Origin of the sequence: Microcoleus sp. N9_B4, from assembly GCF_036701635.1 — a bacterium.
Taxonomy (GTDB): Bacteria; Cyanobacteriota; Cyanobacteriia; order Cyanobacteriales; family Microcoleaceae; genus Microcoleus.
On the sequence record NZ_JAUBRC010000001.1, the window covers coordinates 173395 to 198731 of the forward strand.

The 25337-nt window shown below is 44.5% G+C and carries 28 protein-coding genes and 1 pseudogene; 14 read left to right on the top strand and 15 right to left on the bottom strand.

Annotated features, from left to right (window positions below; all coding sequences use genetic code 11):
* Window positions 1-177 precede the first annotated feature (177 nt).
* From nblR to QUA43_RS00750, 3 genes are all read left to right on the top strand, one after another.
* Entirely contained in the window at window positions 178-873 is a 696-nt protein-coding gene (gene nblR, locus QUA43_RS00740; protein WP_333297208.1) for a response regulator transcription factor NblR, read from the top strand.
* 142 nt (window positions 874-1015) lie between these two features.
* Complete coding sequence (locus QUA43_RS00745; RefSeq protein ID WP_333370162.1) at window positions 1016-1546, top strand: DUF192 domain-containing protein; 531 nt, start codon at window positions 1016-1018, stop codon at window positions 1544-1546.
* Between the two features lie 786 nt (window positions 1547-2332).
* The gene (locus QUA43_RS00750) at window positions 2333-2548 is read left to right on the top strand and encodes a DUF2949 domain-containing protein (protein ID WP_333095284.1); all 216 of its coding nucleotides are present in this window, start codon (window positions 2333-2335) and stop codon (window positions 2546-2548) included.
* Between the two features lie 55 nt (window positions 2549-2603).
* On the opposite strand, the gene QUA43_RS00755 is transcribed toward QUA43_RS00750, so the two are convergent.
* From QUA43_RS00755 to trpC, 3 genes are all read right to left on the bottom strand, one after another.
* Complete coding sequence (locus tag QUA43_RS00755) at window positions 2604-3761, bottom strand: alanine--glyoxylate aminotransferase family protein (protein WP_333370163.1); 1158 nt, start codon at window positions 3759-3761, stop codon at window positions 2604-2606.
* 78 nt (window positions 3762-3839) lie between these two features.
* A complete protein-coding gene (locus QUA43_RS00760; RefSeq protein WP_006632049.1) occupies window positions 3840-4085 on the bottom strand; it encodes a DUF5340 domain-containing protein in 246 nt (81 codons plus the stop codon).
* A 349-nt stretch (window positions 4086-4434) separates the two neighbouring features.
* The gene (gene trpC, locus QUA43_RS00765; protein ID WP_333370342.1) at window positions 4435-5334 is read right to left on the bottom strand and encodes an indole-3-glycerol phosphate synthase TrpC; all 900 of its coding nucleotides are present in this window, start codon (window positions 5332-5334) and stop codon (window positions 4435-4437) included.
* 85 nt (window positions 5335-5419) lie between these two features.
* Between trpC and QUA43_RS00770 the strand changes: the two are divergent.
* The 4 genes and pseudogenes from QUA43_RS00770 (at window position 5420) to QUA43_RS00785 (ending at window position 7063) form a co-directional block, all read left to right on the top strand.
* Window positions 5420-5880, top strand: a pseudogene (locus QUA43_RS00770) (XisH family protein).
* Window positions 5822-6214 (top strand): XisI protein, encoded by a 393-nt coding sequence (locus QUA43_RS00775; protein WP_333370165.1) that lies wholly within the window; start codon window positions 5822-5824, stop codon window positions 6212-6214. Before QUA43_RS00770 ends, QUA43_RS00775 begins: the two are co-directional and overlap by 59 nt.
* Before the next feature lie 157 nt (window positions 6215-6371).
* Window positions 6372-6707, top strand: coding sequence for a DUF433 domain-containing protein (locus QUA43_RS00780; protein WP_333336566.1), 336 nt, complete (start codon window positions 6372-6374; stop codon window positions 6705-6707).
* Window positions 6704-7063 carry a DUF5615 family PIN-like protein gene (locus tag QUA43_RS00785; protein ID WP_333370167.1) on the top strand — a complete coding sequence of 120 codons (360 nt, stop codon included), beginning with the start codon at window positions 6704-6706 and terminating at the stop codon, window positions 7061-7063. Before QUA43_RS00780 ends, QUA43_RS00785 begins: the two co-directional genes overlap by 4 nt.
* Before the next feature lie 31 nt (window positions 7064-7094).
* Here QUA43_RS00785 and QUA43_RS00790 read toward each other — a convergent pair whose 3' ends face one another.
* The 3 genes from QUA43_RS00790 to QUA43_RS00800 all read right to left on the bottom strand — a co-directional run bounded on the left by QUA43_RS00790 (window position 7095) and on the right by QUA43_RS00800 (window position 10134).
* A complete protein-coding gene (locus QUA43_RS00790) occupies window positions 7095-8069 on the bottom strand; it encodes a hypothetical protein (protein ID WP_333370169.1) in 975 nt (324 codons plus the stop codon).
* A complete protein-coding gene (locus QUA43_RS00795) occupies window positions 8066-9823 on the bottom strand; it encodes a DUF3696 domain-containing protein (protein WP_333370171.1) in 1758 nt (585 codons plus the stop codon). Before QUA43_RS00795 ends, QUA43_RS00790 begins: the two co-directional genes overlap by 4 nt.
* Window positions 9824-9888: 65 nt before the next feature.
* Entirely contained in the window at window positions 9889-10134 is a 246-nt protein-coding gene (locus QUA43_RS00800) for a type II toxin-antitoxin system Phd/YefM family antitoxin (protein ID WP_333370173.1), read from the bottom strand.
* A gap of 51 nt (window positions 10135-10185) precedes the next feature.
* Between QUA43_RS00800 and QUA43_RS00805 the strand changes: the two genes are divergently transcribed.
* The 3 genes from QUA43_RS00805 to QUA43_RS00815 all read left to right on the top strand — a co-directional run bounded on the left by QUA43_RS00805 (window position 10186) and on the right by QUA43_RS00815 (window position 11405).
* Window positions 10186-10542, top strand: coding sequence for a hypothetical protein (locus QUA43_RS00805; RefSeq protein ID WP_333370175.1), 357 nt, complete (start codon window positions 10186-10188; stop codon window positions 10540-10542).
* Between the two features lie 150 nt (window positions 10543-10692).
* Window positions 10693-11019, top strand: a complete 327-nt coding sequence (locus tag QUA43_RS00810; RefSeq protein WP_333370177.1) for a nucleotidyltransferase domain-containing protein — start codon at window positions 10693-10695, stop codon at window positions 11017-11019.
* Complete coding sequence (locus tag QUA43_RS00815; RefSeq protein ID WP_333370178.1) at window positions 11016-11405, top strand: HEPN domain-containing protein; 390 nt, start codon at window positions 11016-11018, stop codon at window positions 11403-11405. Before QUA43_RS00810 ends, QUA43_RS00815 begins: the two co-directional genes overlap by 4 nt.
* Before the next feature lie 70 nt (window positions 11406-11475).
* Here the strand turns inward: QUA43_RS00815 and lpdA are convergent, their stop codons facing one another.
* Complete coding sequence (gene lpdA, locus QUA43_RS00820) at window positions 11476-12912, bottom strand: dihydrolipoyl dehydrogenase (RefSeq protein ID WP_333370180.1); 1437 nt, start codon at window positions 12910-12912, stop codon at window positions 11476-11478.
* Window positions 12913-13287: 375 nt separating this feature from the next.
* Here lpdA and QUA43_RS00825 point away from each other — a divergent pair, with 375 nt between their 5' ends.
* Window positions 13288-13629, top strand: coding sequence for a hypothetical protein (locus tag QUA43_RS00825; protein WP_333370182.1), 342 nt, complete (start codon window positions 13288-13290; stop codon window positions 13627-13629).
* A gap of 427 nt (window positions 13630-14056) precedes the next feature.
* Here the strand turns inward: QUA43_RS00825 and QUA43_RS00830 are convergent, their stop codons facing one another.
* The 5 genes from QUA43_RS00830 to QUA43_RS00850 form a co-directional block, all read right to left on the bottom strand.
* Window positions 14057-16336 (bottom strand): lipopolysaccharide biosynthesis, encoded by a 2280-nt coding sequence (locus QUA43_RS00830; RefSeq protein ID WP_333370184.1) that lies wholly within the window; start codon window positions 16334-16336, stop codon window positions 14057-14059.
* Window positions 16337-16448: 112 nt separating this feature from the next.
* Window positions 16449-18026, bottom strand: a complete 1578-nt coding sequence (locus tag QUA43_RS00835; RefSeq protein ID WP_333370186.1) for a polysaccharide biosynthesis/export family protein — start codon at window positions 18024-18026, stop codon at window positions 16449-16451.
* Between the two features lie 129 nt (window positions 18027-18155).
* The gene (locus QUA43_RS00840; RefSeq protein ID WP_333370188.1) at window positions 18156-18875 is read right to left on the bottom strand and encodes a cyanoexosortase B system-associated protein; all 720 of its coding nucleotides are present in this window, start codon (window positions 18873-18875) and stop codon (window positions 18156-18158) included.
* A complete protein-coding gene (gene crtB / locus QUA43_RS00845; protein ID WP_333370344.1) occupies window positions 18875-19750 on the bottom strand; it encodes a cyanoexosortase B in 876 nt (291 codons plus the stop codon). Before crtB ends, QUA43_RS00840 begins: the two co-directional genes overlap by 1 nt.
* A 306-nt stretch (window positions 19751-20056) precedes the next feature.
* Window positions 20057-21217, bottom strand: coding sequence for a DegT/DnrJ/EryC1/StrS family aminotransferase (locus tag QUA43_RS00850; protein ID WP_333370190.1), 1161 nt, complete (start codon window positions 21215-21217; stop codon window positions 20057-20059).
* Window positions 21218-21422: 205 nt separating this feature from the next.
* Here QUA43_RS00850 and QUA43_RS00855 point away from each other — a divergent pair, with 205 nt between their 5' ends.
* From QUA43_RS00855 to QUA43_RS00865, 3 genes are all read left to right on the top strand, one after another.
* The gene (locus QUA43_RS00855; RefSeq protein WP_333370192.1) at window positions 21423-22460 is read left to right on the top strand and encodes an NADP(H)-dependent aldo-keto reductase; all 1038 of its coding nucleotides are present in this window, start codon (window positions 21423-21425) and stop codon (window positions 22458-22460) included.
* An 821-nt stretch (window positions 22461-23281) separates the two neighbouring features.
* Window positions 23282-23629, top strand: coding sequence for a hypothetical protein (locus tag QUA43_RS00860; protein ID WP_333370194.1), 348 nt, complete (start codon window positions 23282-23284; stop codon window positions 23627-23629).
* 90 nt (window positions 23630-23719) lie between these two features.
* Window positions 23720-24400, top strand: a complete 681-nt coding sequence (locus QUA43_RS00865; RefSeq protein ID WP_333370196.1) for a DUF433 domain-containing protein — start codon at window positions 23720-23722, stop codon at window positions 24398-24400.
* On the opposite strand, the gene QUA43_RS00870 is transcribed toward QUA43_RS00865, so the two are convergent.
* From QUA43_RS00870 to QUA43_RS00880, 3 genes are read right to left on the bottom strand one after another with little or no spacing between them, the layout of a single operon-like run.
* Window positions 24397-24795, bottom strand: coding sequence for a DUF2281 domain-containing protein (locus tag QUA43_RS00870; protein ID WP_333370198.1), 399 nt, complete (start codon window positions 24793-24795; stop codon window positions 24397-24399). The genes QUA43_RS00865 and QUA43_RS00870 overlap by 4 nt on opposite strands.
* The gene (locus QUA43_RS00875; RefSeq protein WP_333037912.1) at window positions 24792-25136 is read right to left on the bottom strand and encodes a DUF6883 domain-containing protein; all 345 of its coding nucleotides are present in this window, start codon (window positions 25134-25136) and stop codon (window positions 24792-24794) included. Before QUA43_RS00875 ends, QUA43_RS00870 begins: the two co-directional genes overlap by 4 nt.
* Window positions 25133-25336 (bottom strand): DUF433 domain-containing protein, encoded by a 204-nt coding sequence (locus tag QUA43_RS00880; RefSeq protein WP_333241527.1) that lies wholly within the window; start codon window positions 25334-25336, stop codon window positions 25133-25135. The genes QUA43_RS00875 and QUA43_RS00880 overlap by 4 nt, the downstream gene beginning before the upstream one ends.
* Window position 25337 lies beyond the last annotated feature (1 nt).

Here is a 25337-nt window from a genome sequence, read left to right on the forward strand (position 1 = left end):
TGTCTGTTCAAAATCTGCTTTTTAGGAGAAGCCTAATAACAACAAATAACAAATAACAACAGTCAACAGCCAACAAACAACAGTCAACTGACAACAGTCAACTGACAACAGTCAACTGTCAACCGCCAACAACCCTCAAACGTGCTAGAACAGTTATGGTCTCCACCGGTCAATTCAATGGCTGCAATTACTCTCGATCGCAATCCCTGTGTCCTGCTAGTTGAAACAGACGAAGTTCTCGCCGGACACTTGAGTCTCGACTTAAAATCCTCCGGCTATGAACCGGTAGTAGCTTCTAATACCGCCACCGGCCAACATTTAGCCCGTGAATTGCAGCCAGCTTTGATTGTAATCGATCGCATACTTGGCCCTGAGTCGGGGCTGTCACTGTGTTCTTACCTCAGAAGTATTGGCAATCGGGTGCCGGTGTTGCTATTGGTCGGTCGTGATACAGTGGACGATCGCGTAGCTTGTCTGGAAGCTGGGGCGGATGATTATTTTCTCAAACCTTACCGCACTGAGGAGTTTTTGCAGTTGGTGCGCTTGTATTTGCAGCCGGATAACAGCAGCAACGAACAATTGAGGTTTGGCGATTTAGTTTTGGATTTGGCCTCTAGGCGGGCCCTACGCAACGGACGGGCGATCGACCTGACGATGAAGGAATTTGAGCTGCTAAAGTATTTGATGGAACATCCCCGCGAGGTTTTGACTCGGGAACAAATTCTGGAAAATGTTTGGGGTTACGACTTTTTGGGCGAGTCGAATGTGATTGAGGTTTACATCCGCTATCTGCGGCTCAAGATTGAAGATGAGGGCGAAAAGCGCTTGATTCAGACGGTGCGCGGTGTTGGCTATGTGATGCGGGAAGCTTGAAGAAGTCATTAGTCATTAGTCATTAGTCAGTGGTCATTAGTCATTAGTCAACAATGCCCATGCCCCATGCCCTATGCCCCATGCCCCATGCCCTATGCCCTATGCCCAATCTAAAATCTAAAATCTAAAATCTAAAATCTTTATGAATTATTTAACTAATTTGCTCGGTATTGGAGTAAGTATATTTTTGCTGGGATGTTCGCCGACTTTACCGATCGCGAATGCTGGTGCTACTGGTATTTTGGCGAATCAGTCTCCGACGGCGACAACATCGGGTCAAGTGCTGCCTGTTTCTGCTAGAGCTCGGATAGGCGATCGCCCAATCGAACTCGAAGTGGCGAAAACAGCGGAACAGCAGGCTATGGGTTTAATGTACAGAACTTCTTTGCCGGATGACAGAGGAATGCTGTTTGAGTTTAAAGCGGCGCGGCGGGTCAATTTTTGGATGAAAAATTGCAAGATTTCTCTGGATATGATTTTTCTGCGAAATGGGGTGGTTGAGGCGATCGAAGTTTCTGCACCTCCTTGTACTGAAGATCCTTGTCCTACCTACGGGCCCGATACTGCTGTCGATCGAGTTATTGAACTCCGGGGCGGGCGGGCTGCTGAACTAGGTGTCAAAGTGGGCGATCGTATTGAAATCGAGTTTTTTAACGAAAACCTCGATCAATAAACAATCCCCCGGTTTCCCTCGCCCAGAGATCCCCCTGCCTTCGGAATACCGGCGAAAATTTAGAAACTTTACAAAAATTGATTAAATCTATTAGAATATTAATGTAAGATTCAGTACAAACACCGAAAGATTTGCTACGATGTCGATCTCAGTCAGTCAGGACTTGAGCTTGTTTCCGGAAGCTGTAGATTGTTGGTCGCAGGTATGAGACGAGTCAGCGACTCGTTACCAATCCTGAGAGACGATACTCAGCCTCAAGGTGTAGCAACACGAAAAGAAATTCTCTGGAAGTTCTGGCGATCGAGCTAAATCTACTAAACCTATCTAAAGTAATATGCTACGAGCCAAGTTAATTGGCGGTAATTGGCAAACTTAACTTCTGGTAGCAGTTTCGGGTCTGATCGAAATATCTAACTAATTTTCCCGAAGTAGATTTGCGGATTCTGCATTTTGGCAGATGAAGTTAAACTCTGAACTTGGTTTAGTAGTCTTTAGGTAGCAGAATTTATTCTGATTCGCGCTGCAAAGATGCCGAGGTATTCAGTTTAAGTTCGATCGCGATTACCAGTCGATCGGGCAGACATCAGCAAAATTGCAAAACCTTTCACTTTTTGGGAAAGGTTAGCTTGTGCGCTCGCACTCAGCATTACGTTTGGCAGTTCAACCGCTAATAGCGTTTTAAAACCTATCGACGGTAACAAGACAAATTTAAAACTGGCTTATTACTCATCACAAACATCAGGTTCACATCAGAAAATGGTGTCCTATACTTAGAGGTGAAATCACATGGCACCCGCTAAATACACTCGATTAATTCGATTTTTACAAGAAGATTTGGCAATTTCGCCCGCGTCAATTGCTGTCGCCGAACGTGTCGGCGATAACAAACAGCGGCAGCGTGATCAAGACCCGAATTCCTTGCCGATGGTTCTGTGGCAATACGGTTTAGTCACTCTCGAACAGTTGGATAAAATCTTTGATTGGTTATCCGAAGCATATTAAAAGGATTTTAGATTTTAGAAAGAATCCAAAATCCAAAATCCTTTAATAACTTGGATTAGGATTCAGCCAAGAATTTGGCAGCAGCGGCAACGCCGGCACCAGGAGTGGAGCCTTCATGACCCAATTCTCGCAACACGACTTCTAAAGAGGAAATTGCTGCTAGAATATCGCGATCGCACACAAAGCCCAAATGACCGATTCGGAAGATTTTACCTTTCAAATGGTCTTGTCCGTCGGCGAGAGCAATGTCAAATCTCTTTCTCATCAAAGTCCGCACTTTTTGAGCATCTACGGATTCTGGCGGCATAACCGAAGTAATCGCAGGGCTGGCGGCATCGTCAGCAGCAAACAACGGCAAACCTAAAGCTTTTACAGCAGCGCGAGTAGTTGTCATCAACCGTTTATGCCGCGCGAAAACATTTTCCAACCCTTCTGTTTTCATCATCTGCAGCGATGCTTGCAGGGCAAAAAACATATTGACAGGGGGAGTAAAAGGAGTGGTATTTTTGGCAGCGTCTTTGCTATATTTGCCCAAATCCAAATAATAGCGGGGCAGTTTCGCAGTTTTGTAAGCTTCCCAAGCTTTCGGACTGACGGCCACAAAACCCAAACCTGGAGGAATCATGTAAGCTTTCTGAGAACCCGAAGCAATGACATCGATTCCCCAAGCATCCATCGGAATATTGACAGCGCCTAAGCTAGTGACAGCATCGACCATAATTAAAGCTTCACCGTGGGCTTTAACGTGGCGGTTGATGGTTTCGAGGTCGTTGAGGACGCCGGTGGAGGTTTCCGAGTGGGTGATGATGACAGCTTTGATTTGCTTCTCTGTATCTGCTTCGAGTTTTTCGCGGAAGTGTTCGGGGTCTAAAGGTTGGCCCCACTCAGCTTTAATAATTTCGGCGTTTAAACCGTAAGCTTCGGCGACTTCAGCCCAACGTTCACCAAATTTGCCGTTGCATCCGACTAAAACTCGATCGCCCGCACTCAAGAAATTAATTATCCCAGCTTCCATCGCGCCGGTACCGGAAACCGTTAAACTCAGCACGTCACTTTTAGTTTGGTGCAGCCATTTGAGGTTTTCGGTACATTCTGCAAAAATCGCGTCAAATTCCTTGCTGCGGTGGCCCATCGGGTGTTTTGCCATCGCTAACAATGCCGCTTCAGGCACCGGCGTCGGGCCGGGAATCATCAGCATTAATTTGTTGTCCATGATATTGTCCTAAGTTTTTCTGTGGGAGTTATATAGAATAAATCAAATACGATACGTCACGTCGCTACTCTAACTTTTTTAACTTTTAACTCCCTTCTGGTTAATTTCATTTAGAGACCAGCGATGTTCTACCGCTAAGTTCGATCGCTCGCAGCTTTGTTCTAATTGCTTTTGAATGGCAAGGGCTTTACGCAGTGTAATAATAAGTTGGTGAACTTGTTGCTGCTGCGGCGATTGTGGACTGACAGCAAACATCGTTTTGCGTTCTAACAATTGAAGTAGCAATTCATAATGAATGTACGAAGGAAGGGGGATTGGCTCCATGAAAGCTAACATACCTCAGCGAACCGATACCCCATTGCAATTGCATGAGGCATCACGGTGAACATTAGATGCCCGATTTTTTATTTGTTTTCTAACCGTACAATAACCCCTGCTTTGCCGATCGAATATTCGGGGCTGGGGGCGTTGTACACGCTAAATTTTGCGATCGACAGGCTTACAGAATAGATTTAATTGCTTTCTGGCAAAATATTTCTATGCAATATAGCTTTCAGTGCTATTTCTTTTTTACAGTAGCGCTTGAGTCGATGCAGGCTAGAAATTCTCATTATTTACCTACTTAATCATTTTTTATCAGAATTAAGGGTGGTTTGTCAAGCGGTCTCGCCTTTCACTGGCTGGGAGGGCGATCGGCAAGGGAGGCTAAAGCAGCGCCTGGATCGGGCTGCTTGACCAGAGATTCGCCGATGAGGACGGCTTCGGCGCCGGCGCTGGCAAGTTTAGCGAGGTCGTCGGGAGTGTGGATTCCTGACTCGCTGACGATGAGGATGCCTTTTTCTTGGATTTCGGTTTGGCGGGAGGCTAATAGTTGACTGGTGGTTTCTAGGCTGACGGAAAAGTCTGCTAGGTTGCGGTTGTTGATGCCGATCAGGTTAACGCCTTCTAGGGTTAATACTCGATCGAGTTCTTCGAGAGTGTGAACTTCTATTAAAGCTGTCATGCCCAAAGTCTTGACAATTTTGACAAAGTATTGTAAGTCTTTGTCAGATAGAATAGCTGCGATTAACAATACAGCATCGGCGCCGTGAATCCGGGCGAGATAGATTTGGTAGGGATAGATAATAAACTCTTTGCAAAGTAAGGGTAAATCGACGGCGGCACGGATTTTAGCGAGGTTGTCGAAACTGCCTTGAAAGAACTTTTCATCGGTGAGTACGGAGATGCAGCTAGCGCCGTTTTGTTGGTAAGCTAGGGCGATCGCCACTGGGTCGAAATCTTCGCGAATTACGCCTTTGCTGGGAGAAGCTTTTTTAACTTCGGCGATGATAGCTGGTGTGGTTTTGCCGTTTTTAAGGGCGGCAAGAAAGTCGCGAGTTGGCGGTGCAAACGGGAGTTTTTTGTGAAGTTCGGATAAGGGAGTGCGATCGCGCTTTTGGGCCACTTCAGCTTCTTTTTCCCAGACGATTTCTTCGAGGATGTGCTGAGGTTCGGCGTCGGGTACGGCGATTTGGTAGCTGAGGTAGAGGACGGAGACGGATGTGCTGGGGGGACGGCGACGGATTTGAAGCATGATAGGGGGATAAAGGGCGATCGTAACAAGTTTCAACATATTATATAATGGTTACAGTAAATCCTCCTAGCCTGAGAGCTAATACGTGTCAGCTAAAGATATATATCACGATACAGTTAAGCGTGCCTTAGAAAAGGATGGCTGGACAATTACTCACGATCCATTTCCCCTGCAAATTGGTCGCAAGCGTTTATCTGCCGACTTGGTGCAGAGCGTCTAATTAATGCCGAAAAAGGAACCCAAAAAATTGTTGTTGAGGTCAAGAGCTTTGTGGGACGATCGGATGTAAAAGATTTGGAACAGGCTTTGGGACAGTACGTTCTTTACCGCCATGTGCTTAATGAAATGCAGAGCGATAGAAAACTATATCTGGCTATTTCTGAGGAGGTTTTTAATAGTGTATTTTCTATAGAGTTAGGGGAGGTGTTATTGAAAAATCAGACAGTTAAACTGATTATTTTTGATAAAAAAGTGAGGCAATACTTCAATGGATACCCGATTGAGATACCAAGAAATTATCAAAACCATACTTCAGGAACACGCTAACTTCCGCAATACTATACCTGATGGCTATCATTCTCAAATGTTATTTGATGATGAACGAGGAGGATATTTAGTTTTGGATATTGGTTGGAATGAGAACCAGTACCTTCACGCCACACCAATCCACCTTGATTTAATCGGCGATAAAATCTGGATTCAATATGGTGATACTGAAGAAGGAGTGGCGACTGATTTACTGGCGGCAGGTGTTCCTAAAGAAGATATTGTACTCGGTTTTAGGCATCCTCAAGTGCGACAATATACTGAATTTGGAACTGGTTTGAGCGACAAAGATGAAGAAATTGTTGCTGAATCTGCTGCTGTGCGATCGGCCTAAGTAGAGTACGGAGACGGATGTGCTGGGGGGACGACGGCGGATTTGAAGCATGATAGGTGGATAAAGGGCGATCGCAACAAGTTTCTATTATATAAGGTCGATCGCCCTTTTCAATTTATGATAAGATGCGATTAACTAAGTATTCGGAGATAAACCGATGCAACTAGAAGAATATTTTGAATTTCTCGACCCCGATGACATCCGCATCAAAGGACATCGGATCGGCATTGACGATGTAATTAAATATTACTTGGATGGATATTCGCCCGACCAAATTCTGGAAGAATTACCAAGTTTGAATTTAGAGAAAATTTACGCGACGCTAACTTATTATCTGCAAAATCGGAGGCAGATGGATGCTTATATGTTGCGGCTGGCGAAGTGGCGGGAAGAACGCTATCAGGAATGGTTGGCTAAGGAACCTTCTGATGTAGTAAAGCGTGTAAGAGCAATCAAAGCACAGCGAGAACAGGAGTTACTTCTACTCAAGTGAAAGTTCGTTTTTTACTCGATGAAAATTTGCCGCCTAAGCTTAAAAGTGCTGTTTTAAAACTCCAGCCGGAGATAGATATTTTGCGGGTGGGCGACGCAAATGCACCGCCATTAGGAACCCTCGATCCAGAAATCATCAGCTATTTGGAATCATCGCAAAGGTTATTGGTAACGGATAACTGCAAAAGTATTCCTGGACATTTGGAGGAATATTGGGCAAAGGGAGGACAAATTTGGGGACTGTTTTGGGTGCGTCCAAGTGCAAGTTTAGGCAGATGGGCAGAAGAAATTGTGATAGTTTGGGAGACTTCGGAAGCTGAAGAATGGATTGATAAATTGGATGGGATTCCATTATAAAAAAATGTTGATAAAGTGCGATCGTTGAAACCTACTCGCCTGCATGGCGATCGGGTTCATACTCATAGAAATGGACTTTTTTACTAACTTTACAGTAAAAAATTCTCGAACATCTTTTATCAATATTACTTTGTCCCATTTTGAAGACATCGGCGCTATATTTAGTGTATTTTTTACGGCCAACTACGATTTTATCACCTTGGTATTTGTGCTTGCGGATATCTATATCTAAATCGTAGACAATTTGAGTCATGGATCTGATAAATCGCTCTTGATAGGAACGAGTTTCATTTAATAACTTCCCTCGTGTTAAACTTTGCCAAAAATTTTCATTAAATTCATAATCTGGTGGTGTCAAATCCGAATTCCATCTATCCCGTAAAACAGATTGACTGTAGCAAATTCCGATAGCTTGTTTGATGCGATTTTCTCGGAGACTGTCATCAACTATATTTTGGGACAAAAAATCAGTTACATCAAATAGCTGTTTTACATCTTTAGCTACCAACATTTTTTCAGTAATTGAAATGTCATCGGGTTCTACCATTACCGTCTGAGAAGCAGCGGGACTTACCAAGCATAGTAAGTCAGGATCGTTACAAAAAAAGCATTTTTCCAGCAACAGATTCCATTCATTTAGGACATCTTCAGGAACTAACTCATTAGTAAATTTGCAAAATTGGCTATTTTCAGACTGTGGAGTGCATAAGCCAGGGCAAAGTTCAAATCTTCTAAACAATTCCGGGATGATTTTATCTTTAAAAAATTTCGTGTAATGCTCTTGAACTTCTGGCTGATTTTTGAAAGGATTATTTCTGTATATTTCTGCGAATAGCCCTTCGCTAAACTTGAACTTAACCAGTTGATATAAATTATCCGTATCTCTTTCGATCTCTTCAATATCTGTCAATAATGAGTTAAGTGACTGAAAAATTTCAAAGTAACGTCTGGATTGCCATGCTTCTTCGCTGACCGCTAAATAGACGGGATCTAGATATTTTCTCATTGACTAAACTTGGCCATCCTTTTTTTTAAAGTTGCTTCCATTAAATCCCGCGCATCATTTTCATCAAAGAAGCCAACTGGCCAATTTTGGATTTCGCCAAACTCATTAATTTGAATTGGTTTGACAACAGAAGTTTTTTGTTTGTCATCAAAACTCACGAAAAGAGTATTTAAAAGCTCTTTAACTTCACCAGACTCTTCTTGGGCAATTCGCAGACACAATCGGTTAATTAAATGTTCGCTGTGAGTTTCTATAACTAATTTTTTACCAGACTTAGCCATGCAAATGAAAAAATCAGCAAGCTTTGACTGTAGCGAAGGATGCAAATGAATTTCAGGCTGTTCTAAAATAATTGTTTCTTCTTCTTTGGTTCGCAAGCACTCTACTAAAATTGGTAAAATTTGACTGACACCAAATCCTACATCTGGGAGATATACTTCTACGCCAGATGAGTTTAATTTAACTTGACCGGGAACTCCACCTAAACCAACGACAGAAGTGATATTAGGTAATTTCATACATTCAGATAACCACCAGTTCACTGCTTCTAGCATTTTGTCAGACTCTCGCAGTTTATACTCTTTTATCCGTCTTCCTTCATAAATACATCTGTAATATTTGGGGATATTCTGATTTTGTTCAACAGCAAGAACTAAGGGGGTATATTCACCGTTAATTCCAATATCAATTCTTCTCACATCGTCAAATAAGTAAAATCGTTTTGGTGCTTCACGTAGAGGCCCTATATATCTAACACTAGACCATAAATTTCTTAAATAAGTGGCTGTGACTTGATAAGAATCATAATATTGCATAAGTGGAATTCCTTCCTTTTCCTTAAGTATAAAAAATTCTTCTATGAGAAGACTTACATAAATTGTCTGAAAACCTTCTTTTTTTTCTGGTGCAGGTTTTTTATGAATATAGGTGTTCAATTCACGGAGGGTGGTATCAATAAATTTCGATAAGTGTTTCGGTACTTTTGTTTTGCTACTGATGCAATCGTGGTTAACTTTATTTAGATTGGCATAACTTTGTTTGGCAAATTCATTGATTGAGAGAATCATTGGTAGTATTCCATCAAATTGAACTTGTACGCGGTCGAATACTACTTCATCAATCGCCGTCTCTTTGAAAAATTTGGTTTCCGTGAAATTTCTTGTATCTATACGATTGAGCTGGTATAGAGGAGGACAATACATCCATCTAAATAATAAATCTCTCAATTTAACATTCTTTAATTTAAGTAAATATTTATCTTCTCCAAATCGCTCTATTTCCAATAAAAACCCTGTTATCATGTCTTTAAAAATAAACTTGCTAACTAATAATTTATTTTTATTATCGGACGTATTTAATGTTTTGTTTTCTCGATAAGAGAGTTTTACTTCCACTCCTACATCAATTTGAACAGATTTTCTTTGATCCCAAAATCCAGTTGTATCTCTTAGATCGAAATCCCCTGATAATTTCCAGGAAAATCCAATCTCTTTGTCTGTTGCATGATTGTTAATTACATCTGCCCAATCACCTAAACGAACGTACAGCCCATTAAAAACTACAGGTTCTTGAATATAATAATCAATAGGAAGCTTGCTGCCATCAACATTTGATTGCTTCATCAAAAGTAAGCTCTGGATTATTGAACTTTTTCCAGAACTGTTGATACCGCAAAGCACAGTCAGTGGCTTAATTTCAATTGAATCAAGCTGCTTAAATCCCTTGAAATTTGATAAACCAAATTTTGTTAGCATATAATTATACATATCCAGAGGATTTGAATTATATCTGACGGATTAAACTAGAGGAATATTCTCTTCTATTTGACAATTCTGGCTTTTGCTTGTTCCAAAGCGCTCAATAAGCGATCGGCGTTTTTGGGCGATCGCAGCAGGTATACTGTCTCCAGCAAGCTTGATAATTCGTCAGAAGCAATTAAGGCTATGTTTTCGCCATCTTTGCGGGTGATGACGATCGCATCGCGATCGCTGATGACTTGTTCGCACAGTTCATCAAAATTGGCTTGAGCTTGAGTATAGGTGACTTGGGTTAGTGTGAGCGACATGGTTTTTAACTTACCAATACTAATAATAGTATAACACGGAGAATTAAGCTGATGAATTCAGTAACTTTGACAAATTATCAAATTTGGGATGAAATCGCTAAAATCTTAGCACCTCTTGATATAAATCGCCTCGCAACCCAACATTTAGAATCCTGTAATTACAAAATAAGAGGTTACTGGGATAGCAATAATAAGTTTTATGAAGAAATTGCTTTTATTCATCTCATCTGTGCAGAGTCGATCGGGCGATCTATTGGCACAAATATCATCAACAACCATCCGACTTCTCACTGGATTAAGCTTAAATTTTTACTCAAAGCTGATTTATCCGATAGCGAAAACAACTTAGCTAGCGATGATGGCGATGATGAAATTGGCGAACTGACTCTGATTTTAGATATGAATTAGACAGTTATTGATGAAAACTGCCTGATTGATATGGATGTCCAATCTCCTTTTGTTGTTGCCAAAAGTCAGCCTAATTTGCCGCATTCTGCTTAAAGTGCGTGAAGCGAAGCTATCTCGTAGGGAATCGCCCTCCAATCATTTACCACAAATATGATCGTTAACGATAAACTTAAGAACATACTGACGCAATTACGATCGCACTTCGAGCAACTTTACGGCGATCGCCTCACCCAAATGGTGCTCTACGGTTCCCAGGCGCGAGGCGATGCACATCCAGACTCAGATATAGATGTTTTAGTAGTTCTGAAAGCGCCAGTTCAAGCGGGTGAAGAAATTGATAGAACTCTTCAGATTGTAGCAGATTTGTCGCTCCAAAATGATGAAGTGATTAGCTGCCAGTTTATGAATGAAGAAAAATTCACTAATTATCAAAGCCCTTTGCTCAGAAATATCCGTAAAGAGGGAATTTTAATATGACATCGGCTCAATTAAACTTACTCGCAAAAGCTCGTCAAAGCCTTTCAGCGGCTAAGTTAATGTTAGAGGGCGAATACCCGGATTATGCAGCCTCTCGCGCCTACTACACTATGTTTTATATCGCCGAAGCATTTTTCGAAGGTGAAGGACTATCTTTTTCTAAACATTCCGCAGTCATTAGTGCCTTTGGCAGAGAATTTGCTCGTACAGGAAGAGTTCCTGTTAAGTTTCACCAATACCTCATCAGAGCACAAGAATTGCGAAATGCTGGAGATTACGGCGAACTTGATGCCGTTACGAGCGATCAAGCAGCAGAATCGATCGCCCAAGCTGAAGAATTTCTAGAATTAGCTGAAAATGCGATCGGCACTCTACCGCCGCCCTAAAACAGTATACCGAAATCCCCGACTTATTCAACAAGTCGGGGATATAAAACAAGAAAACAGCCCCTACAGATTAATGACTACCCGCTCCAGCAGCCCGTTTAAACGCCTCATCCAACACTTCCGAAAGCGTCGGGTGAGTGTGAACTCGGAATGCTAAAGTGTTCACAGAATCGCGCTGGGCGATCGCATTTGCCGCCTCCTGAATCAAATCCGAAGCGTGCAAACCGAAAATGTGAACTCCCAACAACTCCCCAGTATCCTTCCGGTAAATCACCTTAGCCATACCGTCGGTTTCACCCTCCGCAATAGCCTTAGAATTTCCCTTAAAATAACTCTTGACAGAACCGACCTCAAACCCTTCAGTTTTTCCTAACTCTTTGGCCGCAGGTTCAGTCATTCCCACATAGCTAATTTCCGGGTGAGTAAACGCCGCCGCCGGGATACTCAAATAGTCAACTTCGCGGGCACGGCCACAAATATTTTCTACTGCGGCAATTCCCTGGGCAGACGCAGAATGCGCTAACATCATCTTGCCATTAACATCGCCGATCGCCCACAAATTTTGCACCGGTTCTCCCGCCGCCAAAACCTGCATCTTATCGTTAACTGGGATATAACCGCGCATCGTTTCCACGCCAACAGTTTCTAACCCCAAATTCTTACTGACAGGAACCCGACCAGTTGCTACCAAACAAGCATCAACTTCCAAAATTTCGACAATTTCCTTAGTCTTGAAATCAGCCAATTCAATAATCACCGGCGAACCAGGAGTAATCTTCTTAGCCAAAACACCCACTTTTGTTTCAATATCGCGGGGTGCAATTAACACCCGTTCTGCTAACTTAGCAATATCTGGATCGAAAGTCGGCATCAACTGATCTAGAGCCTCAATCATCGTGATTTCACAGCCCAGTGCGGTGTAAATATCGGAAAACTCCAAACCGATGTAACCGCTACCAATAATTGCAATCCATTTCGGTAGCGATTCCAACCTCACAGCATCGTCGCTGGTAAATACTGTTTTGCCGTCAATTTCTATCCCGGGGGGGACGAAGGGAACCGAACCGGGAGCGAGAATAATATCCTTGGCAGTAATAGTTTTCTCGCCTTTATCGGTTTCGACGGTAATTTTTTGAGCACTGGCAATTTTGCCCCAACCTTGGATGACATCGACGTTCAAACGTTTGAGGCTGTTGGTCAAGTCGCCGCGAAGTTTGCTAACAATAGTATTAGCGTGATTGGCGATCGCCCCGCGATCGAAATCCACACTGCCCAATTGAATACCCAAAGTCTTCAGGTGGTGGGCATTCCGCAAATCTCGCACTCGCCCCGAAGCCGCCAACAGCGCCTTCGAGGGAATGCAGCCGCGGTTGACGCAAGTCCCCCCCATGTCCCCTGCTTCGATAATTGCCACTTTCAGCCCGCAGCTAACCGCGTGTATGGCCGCGCCGTGTCCGCCCACGCCAGCGCCGATAATTGCTAAATCGTAATCAAATCCCTGAGTCACCTTAAAATCTCCTAATGCCTTTGAAATCTTAGGACTCAAGCAAAAAATACCGTCTCTCCGTCCTTTCGAGGTGGCGCGTTGCCATCGCAACCCTTGAACAGCGGTAATAGTTGCATAAGTCCTGTCTCCTTATTCTCGACTAGACTAGGGTTAATTAGACAACGAAAGAGCCCTAACTGAGATTTTTTCAGGGTCGATGATTTTGAGCTGGGTCTGCACCAAGTCTCCAATCACTCAGTAGGCGGGTGTAGAGTTAAATATAGTTTGAAGGCTGACAATGCCCGCTGCAAGTTTTATAGGGGGCAGCAAGTTCAGCAGCAGGCATTCCACCGTCCGGTTAAATTGTGTCCGCTTGCTTGTTTTAGTCGGGTTTTCATGTCTGCACGCGCCGGGGCGGACAGACTTTGTTGGCAAATTTTAGACCCTATGGAGTGGCTTATGACGGATGACGACGACCAGAAAGATTTACGCCGGGCCTCGGCTCAATCATTTTTTGAGTCCCTGGATGAATTGTTCGATTCTATAGAATCAAACAGCACTCAAGCTGCACAACCGAAATCTCCACCGCCTCCGGCTAAGCCTTCGAGTCAGTCTTCGAGTTTGCCGAAGAAGACTAGACCGGCGAAAATTAATTTGTCGGATTTTGAAGATGCGATCGCCGATTTGGAACAGTTTATCCAGACTAAACACCAGAAACGCCCGGAATCCAATCAATAGTGCGATGACAAATTTTCAAGTAATGAGTAATGAGAGTTGACTGTTGACTGTTGACTGTTGACTGTTGACTGTTGACAAGCGAAAAATTTTCGACCGAAGTTCCAGCTCCCAGATTCATCTGTGGAGTAGATTTTTCAATCTAAAATCTAAAATCTAAAATCTAAAATCGACTGGCTGTTTACTGTTGAACTCGCGCAAAAACTGATAATTCCTTGAAGACAGGAGTCGCCCAGATTACAAAGTTTTAGACCAAAGTTCAGCTTCCCAGATTCATCGGTGGAGTCGAATCTAAAATCTAAAATCTAAAATCTACAATCTACAATCGACTGGCTGTTAACGGTGCTTTCGGCATAAGCTACTTATGTGGTAGCCTACAATATATTCATATTTCGTTGAGGATTGCTTTACAAGAATCAAGCCCGATAAATTAGCTCAATTTACTATTAATAGCCTTGTTTTTAGGCTTTGAGTGCTGCGGTAATTGCCTCGATCGCACTTCGATCGCCCGATCGCCGATCGCACTCAAAGGCAACTCCAATTCATCAAGATCGTTGCGGAACTTCACCGGAATATCAGCACCGTTAATAATCGCTCCCAACAGCCGCGGCCCAGATTTATGCGACTCGTCCTCCTCAGATTCCAGCAACTGATCCGCAGCCTCAGACAACATACTAGACAAAGTGTAACCAGGCCGCGCCACCAAAATCATACCGTCCGTGTACGGTTCCAGCGTCAGCGCGTCGTTGCACTCGCTCAAAGCCGGAGAATCCACAACCACAAAATCAAAGCGGTTGCGAACATCCTCAAACAATCTCCGCATTTCGCTTGATTCTAGTACGGCCGAGGCTTGCCGCAAAAAGCCGGGACTCGGCACGACGTATAGGTTCTCTACCTCTGGAACCAAAAGGACGCACTCGCTAATATTGCCGTAATAGTGCAAAGGTTCCACAGTCGCCAAAGGATCAGCAGCAATTTTCAAAGATTCAACGTTAGAAGGCGATCGCAAATCTGCTTCAATTAGCAAAGTCCGTTTACCCGATCGAGCCGATGCAATTGCCAAATTGTAAGCACTAAAACTTTTCCCCTCCAAAGGCGCCGCCGAAGTCAGCAACACCACCTTCACCGGTTTGTTCCCGATCCGGCGCAAATTAGTACGCAACCGCTCGTAAAATTCCAAATAGGGAGAATTTGCCTCCAGGGCCAGAGGCATTATTTCATCGCCGTAGGAATCAAACACCGTCACTTCAGGCAAAACTCCCAGTATCGGCACCTCTTTTTCCACCAAAGCCGCCCGCACTTCTTCCCAACTGTAAAACTTGCCGTTGAGCATCCCCAGCAAAAATATCAACCCCCCGCCCAGCAGCAATCCCACAAATCCGCCCACCGCCAGCATCACGGGCAAACCTCTCTTGTTTGACTCAACGTCATCCGTTTGCGGCAATTGGGCGATTCTCAAACTCCCCGTTGTCTCAGCTACCGCCGCCTCAGCATCTACCAAAGCCGACAGCATCTTGTCGTAGAGAGCTTTTTTGAACGCCACTTGCTGGGCCAAACGGGCTTGTTCTAACTGCTTGTTGGGGATTGTCGCGTGTTCCCGACGCAATTCTTGTTCAGTTTTCTCGATTCCTTGGAGTTGCTGTTGCACCGTATCCCGCTGCGTTTGCAAAGCAATCAAAGTTTGAGCTAACTGCTGTCTGGCCGGATCTAAAGAAGAGTCTACCCGAATTCGATCGGCACTTCTGAGCGGGGCCGCCACCCCGTTACCGCCTAGTACCTCAGACTGCCGCTGCTGCAACTGCTGCTCAAAAGCAAGTTTTTGTTTGAGCAATTCTACAATTTTCGGGTGTTCCTCCTGCAAGTCGCTGCGGAGAATTTTGAGCTGAGATTCGATCGAAAACAATTGCACTCGCAGTTGGGCAATAATTGGATCGGCAGAGAGTGCTTGAGCGACGTAAGCTTGCTCCACATTCAATCCCAAACGATCCTGCAAACTGTTAATTTGAGCTTCAATTCCTCCCAACTGCACGCGGAGTTGCCGCTGCTGCTGTTGGCTGCTGGTAATCGCTTGCGGCAGTGCACCGCTCTGAGCTGCTAAAATTGAAGTTCCTTCTCGTTTTTCGTAGGCTTCAAGTTTTGCTTCCGTCTCTCTAAGTTCCTGAGTTACTTTCGGCAAACGCTGGTTAATTTGGGCGATCGTCTCACGCAGTCTAGAAGTATTAATACTTTTGCTGTGTTCCACCATTTCGTACATCAGCGTCTTTACTACCGCTTCTGCTTTTTTGCGATCGGCATTTTTGTACAATACTTGAATCAAAGCGCTGGGGTCATTATTCTTACTGGGCATCTTTATCTGCACATCTTTTCCCAGCTTTTTAGCCAAAGCTTGTACTTTTTCTGCCGCTTCTTCTTTGTTTGATTTTTCTTCGGGTTGGATGAGTTTTTCTGCTGCTGGTTCAACCACCCTTGTATCCAGCAGCATATCTTTAGTTATTTCTTGTCCTTCCTGTTGAATTTTAGTAGTAGTCGATGAAAAAATCACGCTCGGTCTGTCGTAGGCCAGCGTACCTATTGCAACGTAAACTGGCGCCGGCTTTGGCTGCAGGGCCACTACTCCCGACACCCCCACCGTCACCGCGAGAGTAGCCAGTCCCACCCACTTGTATTGGTCGAAAGCAATTAAATAACGTTTAACAACTGATAAAGTCATAATGATTGTTGACTGTTGACTGTTGACTGTTGACTGTTGATTTTGAGGAAATCCTAACTAATAACTAATAACTAATAACTAATAACCAATAACCCTTCCTAATAACTAATGATTACCTGTCATTATTAGTCGGACCGAACAGATTTGTCACCCCATTTCTCAACTGCTCAAAGAACAGAATAAATCCCAAAGTATCGCGAAATGGTCGAGTAAAAGTGTTGAGTACATAACCAATGCGCTCTACCAAATTTCTACCAATCACAATCACATCATTATCTTCGAGCATCGGGTTCTGAGAAACATTGCCCTCCAACGCAGCTTTAGCATCTATCGAACGGTTGATTGCTCTACCTTGCTTTTCGTCGAACCGAATCAGGGCTATTTTCCGCAAGTCAGCAAGATTAACAGGCAAGTTGTTGAGAGCATCTAAAAACCTGCTGCCATTTTCTACGTAGAACGAGGTCAAACCACCACTAGCGTAACTCAAAACTCGAACGTAGATCCTGGGCTTAATCAGAGTAGACCGCGAAACCAGAGCTTTGTCGTAGTCTAGGTTTTTGCTACTAGCGTCCAATTCCGGGATGACAATCACATCTCCCGAAGCCAAAGGAAAATCGAACAAATCGTTAGCGTTTGCTAGGGGAGTGTAGAGGTCGATTGGTTCCTCCACCGAGGAGCCGTCCATCAGCGTCCGCCGCACTCGCACCTCCCGTAAATCGGCTTTTCCCGTGACTCCCCCCGCAAGCACCAAAGCAGCCGAAATTCGACCCGAACCCGCCGGGAGCGTGTAAAAACCAGGTTTGCTGACTTCTCCGGTGACAGTGATTTGGACGGGGACAGCAGCAGCAGCGAGGCTGTACCTGGATGCTAAATCTCGATCGGATTTGCGATCGGGCGTAACCTGTTTATACGGTACGACGATCGCATCTCCATCTTCCAAACGCAAATCCGGTGGAGCAATACCAGTTTGCAACGGTGTCAAAATATCAACAACTTGCTCCGCGACAGCACCTCCCGGCAGAGTCCGCCGCACCCGCACCGCCCGCAGTTCCGCCGTAGGATTAGTCCCAGCAGCAGCCGCCAAAGCCGCAGGAAGCTGAGGGGTTTGCAGCGGATAAAAACCCGGTCTGGCCACTTCCCCCGTCACCGTCACCACTACGGGGCGCTGAACCAGCAAAGCAGCCGAGACTTGAGGATTTTTGATAAATTGGCCAAAGCGCTCCCGGAGGCGCTGCTGTGATTCTTCGACGGTAAGACCGCGCACATTTACTGTTCCGATTAGCGGCAGTACAATTACCCCTTCAGGGCTGATTGCACCCGTAAAACCTAGTTCTGGGAAGCGCTGAACTTGAACAGAAATCTGGTCTCCCGGGCCCAGGCGGTAGGGCCGATTCCGAAAAGCTGGGTTAATATCCCGGTTGAAATTGGCAGGCGGCGGCGGCGGTACACGCAATGGCGGTGGTGCCACAAGTCGCTCGGAACCAGGAACAACAGATTGAGCTAAAGCCGTTTCCGAAAAAATTTTGCTATTAAAACCCCAGAATACAGCAGCAAAAGATAGAGTCCAAGCAGTTGAATACAGACCTACCAAGGAAAAAGCGAGGCGATTTTTAATAGTGGATTTTTCCCGCATTTTCAGAGGATTTAAAAAAGTAACATTTTGAATAATGCTCTGACTGGTAAGTTTCATCTAAATATAGCGACGACAAAAAACAATAAGATATTTTCGGGGGGAGTTTAATCCAGATATTTACTAGGAAGCAGTTGATTTTGGCAAAACTCGCCCACGCCCTAGGCTGATTTATTTGCACCTACCGGCTTACTCAAACCGAAAAGTTTCTGTAATTAATTTAGCCTGGACACTTTCGGCAAGAGATTCCAGCAATGGTTGAGCTATCTTAATATCGCCCTGCGGTTGAATGGGAAGGATGATACTGACAGCAACCCAAGAGGCGCGGCGGTTCGAGAGTCTAGCAATGCTGTCTTGCCAAAACCAGCGACTGGTTGCTGGAGAACCCCCGTTAGGCCAAGCGTACCACTGCACGACAGCAAAAGTTTGTTGGGGAGTCCAGCTTCGGAAAAACCTCGCCTCGACAGTAGGCGGTGGCTGGTCGGGTATTGGTGCTAATTTAACTGTAAACCTCAAAGTGCGATGAGAATCGGTTTGCCATCGGTGAAATCCATCGATATCTAGCCATTCCACTTGGGGCTGGTTTTTGGGGTAATTTTGAGGCAACAGCAATAAAATGGCAATTGTTTTATCCTTTTTAATTTCTTCAACTAACCATTTGTGAGCGCCAATTTGGACGTTATTCTGAACGGCTATAACCTGCCACCCAGGAATTTTTATCCCGTTTTGGCGCACACTTCTTAATTGCTTGAGGTTGGCAAGGGTTGGCGGGTTTGTCCAAGGCCATCTTCCCGTCGCGTAGCCGGGAATTGCTACTGCCCCAACTAATACCAGCAAAAACACCAGTACCATAATTTTAGATAATTGATACCGCCGCAGTAGTTTCTGTGCTGAAATCATCTGTTTCATTAATTGCCAGACTGATTGGGGAAATACTTTTCCATCCCGTTGAGGAGAAGTACCAATAACCCTAGTATACAAGCAGAATACAAATCTCCGCCCCATCCGGCGTGCAGCCAAGTAAAAAGCGCCTCTCTGTTGGTTCCGTGAAAGTAAGTTAGCAAAGTATTGCGAAAAATGTTGGAAGTGATGCTAATAATGGATGTAATCACTAAAAACAAAAGGCTTTTTTTGCGGGAACTCCAAACTCCCGTCCAATCCAGCAGAATTAAGCTGACGTAAAGACTGGTAAACAGCATTTTCAAGCCTGCACAGTGTGGAGCAACTTCTACAATGCGCTCGTTTACGTACAGATAAATTTCTTCCACTCTCACGTTGATACCAATCTTAAGTAATATCCAGCCTGATGCTTCAGCAATGAATTGCTGTAAGGGCAAGGCGTAGGGTTCTATGAGGTAAGGAATGTGGTTCGGCGAGGCCAGAAATACGAACAAAAGCGGCATCGCCTGCAATTTTAAGCCGGGAATTCCTTTTAAAGATAAGCAAATGCTGGCCAGCATTATTGGGAGGGATAAATTTACTAAATCGCTCAAGCGACTCAGATAAAAAAGCGTGGCTAGTACCAGCAAAAAGCCTCCCAAAGGATGCGGTGAGTTGGGTAAGCTGCGCCAGCACTTTCGGTTCATCCAAGCAATATAAGCTGCGTAGGGCAAACCAATTAGTCCGTGGCTGAAATATTCGTGTTCGAGGCTGATGTTTTTGTTGAGCCAGCCCTCGTACCAGTGTACTAGCAAGGGGGCGTACAGCAGCACTAGGAGCACCGTGATACCTTCCCCCAGGAGGTATCGCTTGAAAACAATGCGAATTTTGCGCTGGATGTGCATGGTTTGAGAAGTTTTAAGATTGCCGCGCTGGATTCGCAACGCTTTGGGGTTTTGAACTGTCAGTTAAAGATTTATTAATTCCCCACAAATACGCTTTGAGAACCGCACCCTACTGCTTGAAACACCTGCAGCATAAGTTTTAGGAACAATTAGCATTTCCAGGGCTGTTTCATTCTCAGGAAAACCAGCCTTTTGACTCTTGTCGTGCCAAGAATGCCGACCCGACCCATCCACGATTTGTTAGGCATTTGGTGGGATTGGGGCAGCCACGGGGGGCAACCCCTACAAGAGAATGAAACAGCCCTGTTAGTAATTCAATGATAGTACGATCGCCCGAACAACTTGCTCGATCTGAGTATTGCTCAATCCGGGATACATTGGCAATGATAAAATTTGTTGGCACAGGGTTTCTGCGTGGGGGAAGTCGCCGGGATTGCCTAAGTTTTGGTAGGCGGGTTGCAGGTGACAAGGTACGGGATAGTGTATACCTGTTTGAATGCCGTGTTGGGCGAGTTTTTCCTGAAGGGTGTTGCGGTCGATCCTCTTCGAGGGCTTCGCTAACGAGCTTTCCTCAGTAATTTTGATAACATAGAGGTGATAAATGTGACCGCTGCTGCTGTGGTTGGCGATGGGTACAATGCCTTTGTGTTTCAGGGGTTCTAGTAGAGTATCGTAGTGTTGGGCGGCGGCGGTGCGATCGCGATTCCATTTTTCTAAGTAAGGCAATTTAACGTTGAGCACGGCGGCTTGCAAATTGTCGAGGCGGCTATTGGTGCCAATTTCTGTGTGCAAATATTTGCTGGGTGCTCCGTAATTGCGGAGAGTTCGCATTTTTTCTGCGAGCTCTGCATCATTAGTAATTAACATCCCGCCGTCGCCAAAAGCACCGAGGTTTTTGCTGGGATAAAAGCTGAATGCTGCTGCTTTACCAATGGCACCGGCGCGGTATCCTTCTCTTTCGGCTAAGTGCGCTTGGGCGGCATCTTCAAATATGATTAAATCATGGCGATTGGCAAAATCTAAAAGCTGCCGAGGCGATACCATTTGACCGTAGAGGTGTACGGGGATAATTGCTTTAGTTTTCGAGGTAATTGCTGTTTCGGCTGCTGTGAGGTCAATCAGGGCGGTTTCCGGGTCACAATCTACAAGAATAGGTATAGCTTTGGCTTGGAGGACGGCGATCGCGGTGGCAATAAAAGTGTTAGCGGGTATGATAATTTCGTCGCCCGGATTAATGCCGCAAGCTTGGAGTCCCAGAGCGATCGCATCAGTTCCACAAGCCACTCCTACGCCGTATTTTACTCCAGAAGCTGCTGCAAATGCTGTTTCAAATTCGGCGAGTGCTTGACCTAAAATAAAATCTCCTGCCTGGATAATTTTTCTAAGTGCTTCTGCTATTTGGGATTGGATTGGTTGGTGTTGCAGGGAGAGATTTACAAAGGGAACTTTTGGCGGGCGGTTACTCATAAACTATTGGAACCTAATTATTTATATTAACATTTAATGGCAAATAGCTTTTAAAATATTTTAACCGCAGAGGGCGCATAGTAGCAGAGGGAAAATGGATATTTTTTACAGAAGAGCTGCGCCTCTCGTCGTTTTTTTTGAGTGAGCAACTAAATGAAACTTTTTCTGTAATATAGAATCAGATATTTTGCCAGTAATCAAAGTCATGGAATACAAAAAACTCGGCGACAGCGACTTATCAGTATCTGAAATCTGTTTGGGTACGATGACTTACGGCCAGCAGAACACCGTTGCAGAAGCGGCCAAACAGCTCGATTTTGCGATCGATAGAGGCATCAACTTTATCGATACGGCAGAAATGTATCCCGTCCCTGGAAAGGCGGAAACTCAGGGAAAAACAGAGGAATATATCGGCGAATGGTTGGCGAAACAGCAGCGGGATAAAGTCATTATAGCGACTAAAGTAGCGGGGAGAAGCACTCGATTAAAGTGGATTCGGGAAGGGAAAAATCAGATCGATCGCCCAAATGTCGAAAAAGCCCTGAATGACAGCCTGAAGCGCTTGCAAACTGACTACATCGACCTCTATCAGATCCACTGGCCCGATCGCTACGTGCCCTTATTTGGCGCGCCGGATTACGACATCGCCCAAGAGCACGAAACAGTGCCGATTTTGGAACAGTTAGAGGTATTTGCTGACTTGATTAAAGCTGGGAAAATCCGCTATTTGGGCTTGAGTAACGAGACGCCTTGGGGAGTTTGCGAGTTCTGCACGTTGGCTGAAAAACACGGATTGCCGAAGGTTGTTTCGATTCAGAATGCTTTCAGTTTGAGCAATCGCACATTTCACCTAAATTTAGCAGAAACTTGCCGTTTTAAGAATGTGGGATTGATGGCTTACAGTCCTTTGGGATTTGGGCTGTTAACGGGTAAATACTTGAATGGAATTCCCGAAAATTCTAGGTTGGCTTTATTCGCGGGATTCGGCCAGCGTTACGATAAAACTAATCTGAATGATGCGGTGAAAGCGTATGTTGAGATTGCGGGGAAACATGGGATAAGTCCGGCGCAGATGGCTTTGGCGTATGTGCGATCGCGCTGGTTTGTGACTAGCACAATTATCGGTGCAACAAGTCTCGAACAGTTGGAGGAAAATATCGGTAGTTTGGAGGTGAATTTGGATAAGGAGATTGTTTCGGAAATCGATGCGGTGCACGCTAAGTATCCGAATCCTACACCGTAAGATATCTCGGCGGTTTAAACCGCTTCTATACACACAAAGTCCGCCTGCGCGGACTAAGAGATAGAGGGGAATTTTAACCTCGATTTGATATTAGTAGGTTGGGTTGAGGTAACGAACCCTACGTTTCACTTCGCCCAACTTACCATTGGCTAGGAAAAGCATTTTGAGTGCGATCGCACTCACGTATTAGATGCGCTGAGAAGTTTTCTTGAGGAAGTGATGCAGCTAGCTGTAGATAAGGGTTACATCACGCTTGAAGAGAAGGAGGAATTTATTCGTCCGGCTTTTGCTAGCAGTACGGATGCTGCGGTATTGAGTAAGTAGTTGGTTTGGGTGGTGTTTTGGGCGATCGACCTTTTTTTTATATTTCTGAAACCCTTGCCATATCTGACCGCTATCGCTTCAAGCGGCGTGCAATTATTAATAGAGATTTAGGTTTATTGTGGCATCCCTTTTACCCATAGCCCGGTAGACTGCACTATTCAAGCGTATTAGATTAAAGTGGCATCGGATGTGGGCAATCGGATGTTTAAATCTCCGTAATAAAGAAAACAAACGGTCTTATTTAGCGCTTGACAAGTGACTTTTTCAGTGTTAAATTCTTAAAATACAAGCTCAAACAAAACTTCCTCACATTCCCAAGTGTAAGAAAGACAACGCTTTAATGTCTTGTAGTTTTTGCAATAGCAAATCATATCGGATACGGAAAAGGCCCGCCTGAAGTAACGATTCAGACAGAGGCCTTGCTTTAGCTAGCAAACTCACGGTGGTTTGACATCTCAACTTCAGACCACCACAAGTTAACGTAACTTTTGAAATATATGTCCCATAATTATACTCCACAATGCGAGTCGTTGTACACCAACCTTCGGCGGGCTCAGAAAACCCTCTGTGTTTTTGCGGAGTCGAACCGCGCTTTGGCGAAATCGAACCGCGCTTTGGCGGAGTGGAACCGCAGTCTGCTTGAGGAAAACGAAGCAAAGGATGAAACTATCAAAGCTAAGGATAAAACTATCCAATCCTTTGAGGAAAAAGTCCTTGAACAGCAACAAGAAATAGATGACTTGAGGCGCGAACGTGATTGGCAGCCAAATGACTGGGATAACGATGGTTCATCAAATGCAGATTGTCACGATCGCGAATATGTCACGGATAGACTAGGAATCTAACAAAAAGTACGATCGCCCTTCCCATCCAAAAAATACGACAATGGTAAAGGGCGATCGCACTTCACCCTAAAATCTTTCTCAACTAAACCCATGAGTACAATTCGCTTACAACTAGCCGAATACTTGAAATGTCGAGGTTTCACCCCCGAAAACTTAGTCGAAGCTGTGGGCGAAACACTCAATCCTGAAACCGTATACCAACTGATCGAAAAAGCAGAAAACCTCAACCATCTAGACTTATCCGTCCTAGCCACCATTATAGATGGCTTGAGTAAACTCAATGGTTTTCCAGTTGGCATCGCAGAAGTGCTAATATTTTTTCCTGACATTTCCGAGGAAGCATTGGCAAAATCGCCTTGGCGTCAACTTTACCTCGTCGATAATGAAATTCCTCCCTATGATTGGGGAGATGTAGACCCCCTCGAAGGCACAAAGCCTGTGCGTTTTATTCCGGGAGTTGGAATGGTAATTCTGGACAATGAAATTGAAACGAGTAGTAAAGAACATATCCAGCCATTTACTAGAATTACCTGCGATTCAGAATTCATGGAGGGAAAACCTTGCATTCGCCACTTACCCATAACTGTTGAAACTATCATCTCAATGATGGCGTCTCACTATTCCACAGCAGAAATACGCCAAACTTATCCAGAACTTGAAGAAGCAGACTTTAAAGAAGTTATCGCCTATGCTAAATGGCGGATTCAAGAAACAAACCCGATCGACATTGGCAATAAAAAGGTAGAGAAAATTTGTGAGCCAGCTACCTAATACGATCGCACTTTTTGCTGTTTTTCCTGCAAAAACTCCGCAAAATCGCAGACTTCAGCCACTAACTCGTCAGGTAAATTATTTAAAACCGACAGTAAACGCTCTCGAATCCCCATCATTTCGTCGGCAGATTTTACTAATTGCAACTGATGCGGATAAACTGTTTCAACACCAATCGTTTCCATAAATGCGCCCGGTTCATCCTGAGTTGCAGGCACAAAATCCCCGCCAACTTCTGCTTTCACCCATCCGCCAAATAACTCGACTAAATAGGCTTCACCCTTTTTGAATACCTCAACAATCGCCCCGGCTGTTTGTGGCGGTGCAACTCCGCCATCTGCGAGGGCGACTCCTTCGGTTAAAGTCACTGCATCCAATAACTGAAATTTGCTCATTGCTGTCTCCCAAAGCGTTGAGGAAATGCGGTAACAAATCTAGCAATATCTTCACCAAATAAAACAATCCAACCTGTACGGATTTGCCAAGATACTCCCGATCGCCCTGTAACTAAAATAATAGCTTGGTAGCGTTCTCCATAGTCATTCTGTCCGACTGGCTGTAACAATTCTAGCGAGATTTGGGCTATAATTGCGTCTCGAATCGCCTCCGGTGACTCAAACCCCATTACCTCCCGCCAGAATTTCTGCTTATCTCCGCCTACTCCTGCTTCCGTGGCACTGCTGAAGAGATATTGCGCCTTAGCAATGGGAAACTCTAAACGAGTGGGTGCATTCATAGCATTGAGGTTGAGAGTTGATACTGGAGACTAACTTTAATATCCTCCGCTTCCAAATAAGGATAAGCTGCCAAAATTTCCTCTACACTCATCCCATTTGCTACTAAACTCACTACCAAAGAAACAGTAATTCGCATTCCTCGAATGCAAGCTATTCCTCCCATAATTTTTGGATCGAAGGTAATGCGATCGAACATCATA

Excerpts from the sequence above, each read along its gene's own strand:
- nblR (WP_333297208.1), top strand. The coding sequence starts at position 178 with ATGGCTGCAATTACTCTCGATCGCAATCCCTGTGTCCTGCTAGTTGAA.
- QUA43_RS00745 (WP_333370162.1), top strand. The coding sequence starts at position 1,016 with ATGAATTATTTAACTAATTTGCTCGGTATTGGAGTAAGTATATTTTTG.
- QUA43_RS00750 (WP_333095284.1), top strand. The coding sequence starts at position 2,333 with ATGGCACCCGCTAAATACACTCGATTAATTCGATTTTTACAAGAAGAT.
- QUA43_RS00755 (WP_333370163.1), bottom strand. The coding sequence starts at position 3,761 with ATGGACAACAAATTAATGCTGATGATTCCCGGCCCGACGCCGGTGCCT.
- QUA43_RS00760 (WP_006632049.1), bottom strand. The coding sequence starts at position 4,085 with ATGGAGCCAATCCCCCTTCCTTCGTACATTCATTATGAATTGCTACTT.
- trpC (WP_333370342.1), bottom strand. The coding sequence starts at position 5,334 with ATGCTTCAAATCCGTCGCCGTCCCCCCAGCACATCCGTCTCCGTCCTC.
- QUA43_RS00775 (WP_333370165.1), top strand. The coding sequence starts at position 5,822 with ATGGATACCCGATTGAGATACCAAGAAATTATCAAAACCATACTTCAG.
- QUA43_RS00780 (WP_333336566.1), top strand. The coding sequence starts at position 6,372 with ATGCAACTAGAAGAATATTTTGAATTTCTCGACCCCGATGACATCCGC.
- QUA43_RS00790 (WP_333370169.1), bottom strand. The coding sequence starts at position 8,069 with ATGAGAAAATATCTAGATCCCGTCTATTTAGCGGTCAGCGAAGAAGCA.
- QUA43_RS00795 (WP_333370171.1), bottom strand. The coding sequence starts at position 9,823 with ATGCTAACAAAATTTGGTTTATCAAATTTCAAGGGATTTAAGCAGCTT.
- QUA43_RS00800 (WP_333370173.1), bottom strand. The coding sequence starts at position 10,134 with ATGTCGCTCACACTAACCCAAGTCACCTATACTCAAGCTCAAGCCAAT.
- QUA43_RS00805 (WP_333370175.1), top strand. The coding sequence starts at position 10,186 with ATGAATTCAGTAACTTTGACAAATTATCAAATTTGGGATGAAATCGCT.
- QUA43_RS00810 (WP_333370177.1), top strand. The coding sequence starts at position 10,693 with ATGATCGTTAACGATAAACTTAAGAACATACTGACGCAATTACGATCG.
- QUA43_RS00815 (WP_333370178.1), top strand. The coding sequence starts at position 11,016 with ATGACATCGGCTCAATTAAACTTACTCGCAAAAGCTCGTCAAAGCCTT.
- QUA43_RS00825 (WP_333370182.1), top strand. The coding sequence starts at position 13,288 with ATGTCTGCACGCGCCGGGGCGGACAGACTTTGTTGGCAAATTTTAGAC.
- QUA43_RS00830 (WP_333370184.1), bottom strand. The coding sequence starts at position 16,336 with ATGACTTTATCAGTTGTTAAACGTTATTTAATTGCTTTCGACCAATAC.
- QUA43_RS00835 (WP_333370186.1), bottom strand. The coding sequence starts at position 18,026 with ATGAAACTTACCAGTCAGAGCATTATTCAAAATGTTACTTTTTTAAAT.
- QUA43_RS00840 (WP_333370188.1), bottom strand. The coding sequence starts at position 18,875 with ATGAAACAGATGATTTCAGCACAGAAACTACTGCGGCGGTATCAATTA.
- crtB (WP_333370344.1), bottom strand. The coding sequence starts at position 19,750 with ATGCACATCCAGCGCAAAATTCGCATTGTTTTCAAGCGATACCTCCTG.
- QUA43_RS00850 (WP_333370190.1), bottom strand. The coding sequence starts at position 21,217 with ATGAGTAACCGCCCGCCAAAAGTTCCCTTTGTAAATCTCTCCCTGCAA.
- QUA43_RS00855 (WP_333370192.1), top strand. The coding sequence starts at position 21,423 with ATGGAATACAAAAAACTCGGCGACAGCGACTTATCAGTATCTGAAATC.
- QUA43_RS00860 (WP_333370194.1), top strand. The coding sequence starts at position 23,282 with ATGTCCCATAATTATACTCCACAATGCGAGTCGTTGTACACCAACCTT.
- QUA43_RS00865 (WP_333370196.1), top strand. The coding sequence starts at position 23,720 with ATGAGTACAATTCGCTTACAACTAGCCGAATACTTGAAATGTCGAGGT.
- QUA43_RS00870 (WP_333370198.1), bottom strand. The coding sequence starts at position 24,795 with ATGAGCAAATTTCAGTTATTGGATGCAGTGACTTTAACCGAAGGAGTC.
- QUA43_RS00875 (WP_333037912.1), bottom strand. The coding sequence starts at position 25,136 with ATGAATGCACCCACTCGTTTAGAGTTTCCCATTGCTAAGGCGCAATAT.
- QUA43_RS00880 (WP_333241527.1), bottom strand. The coding sequence starts at position 25,336 with ATGATGTTCGATCGCATTACCTTCGATCCAAAAATTATGGGAGGAATA.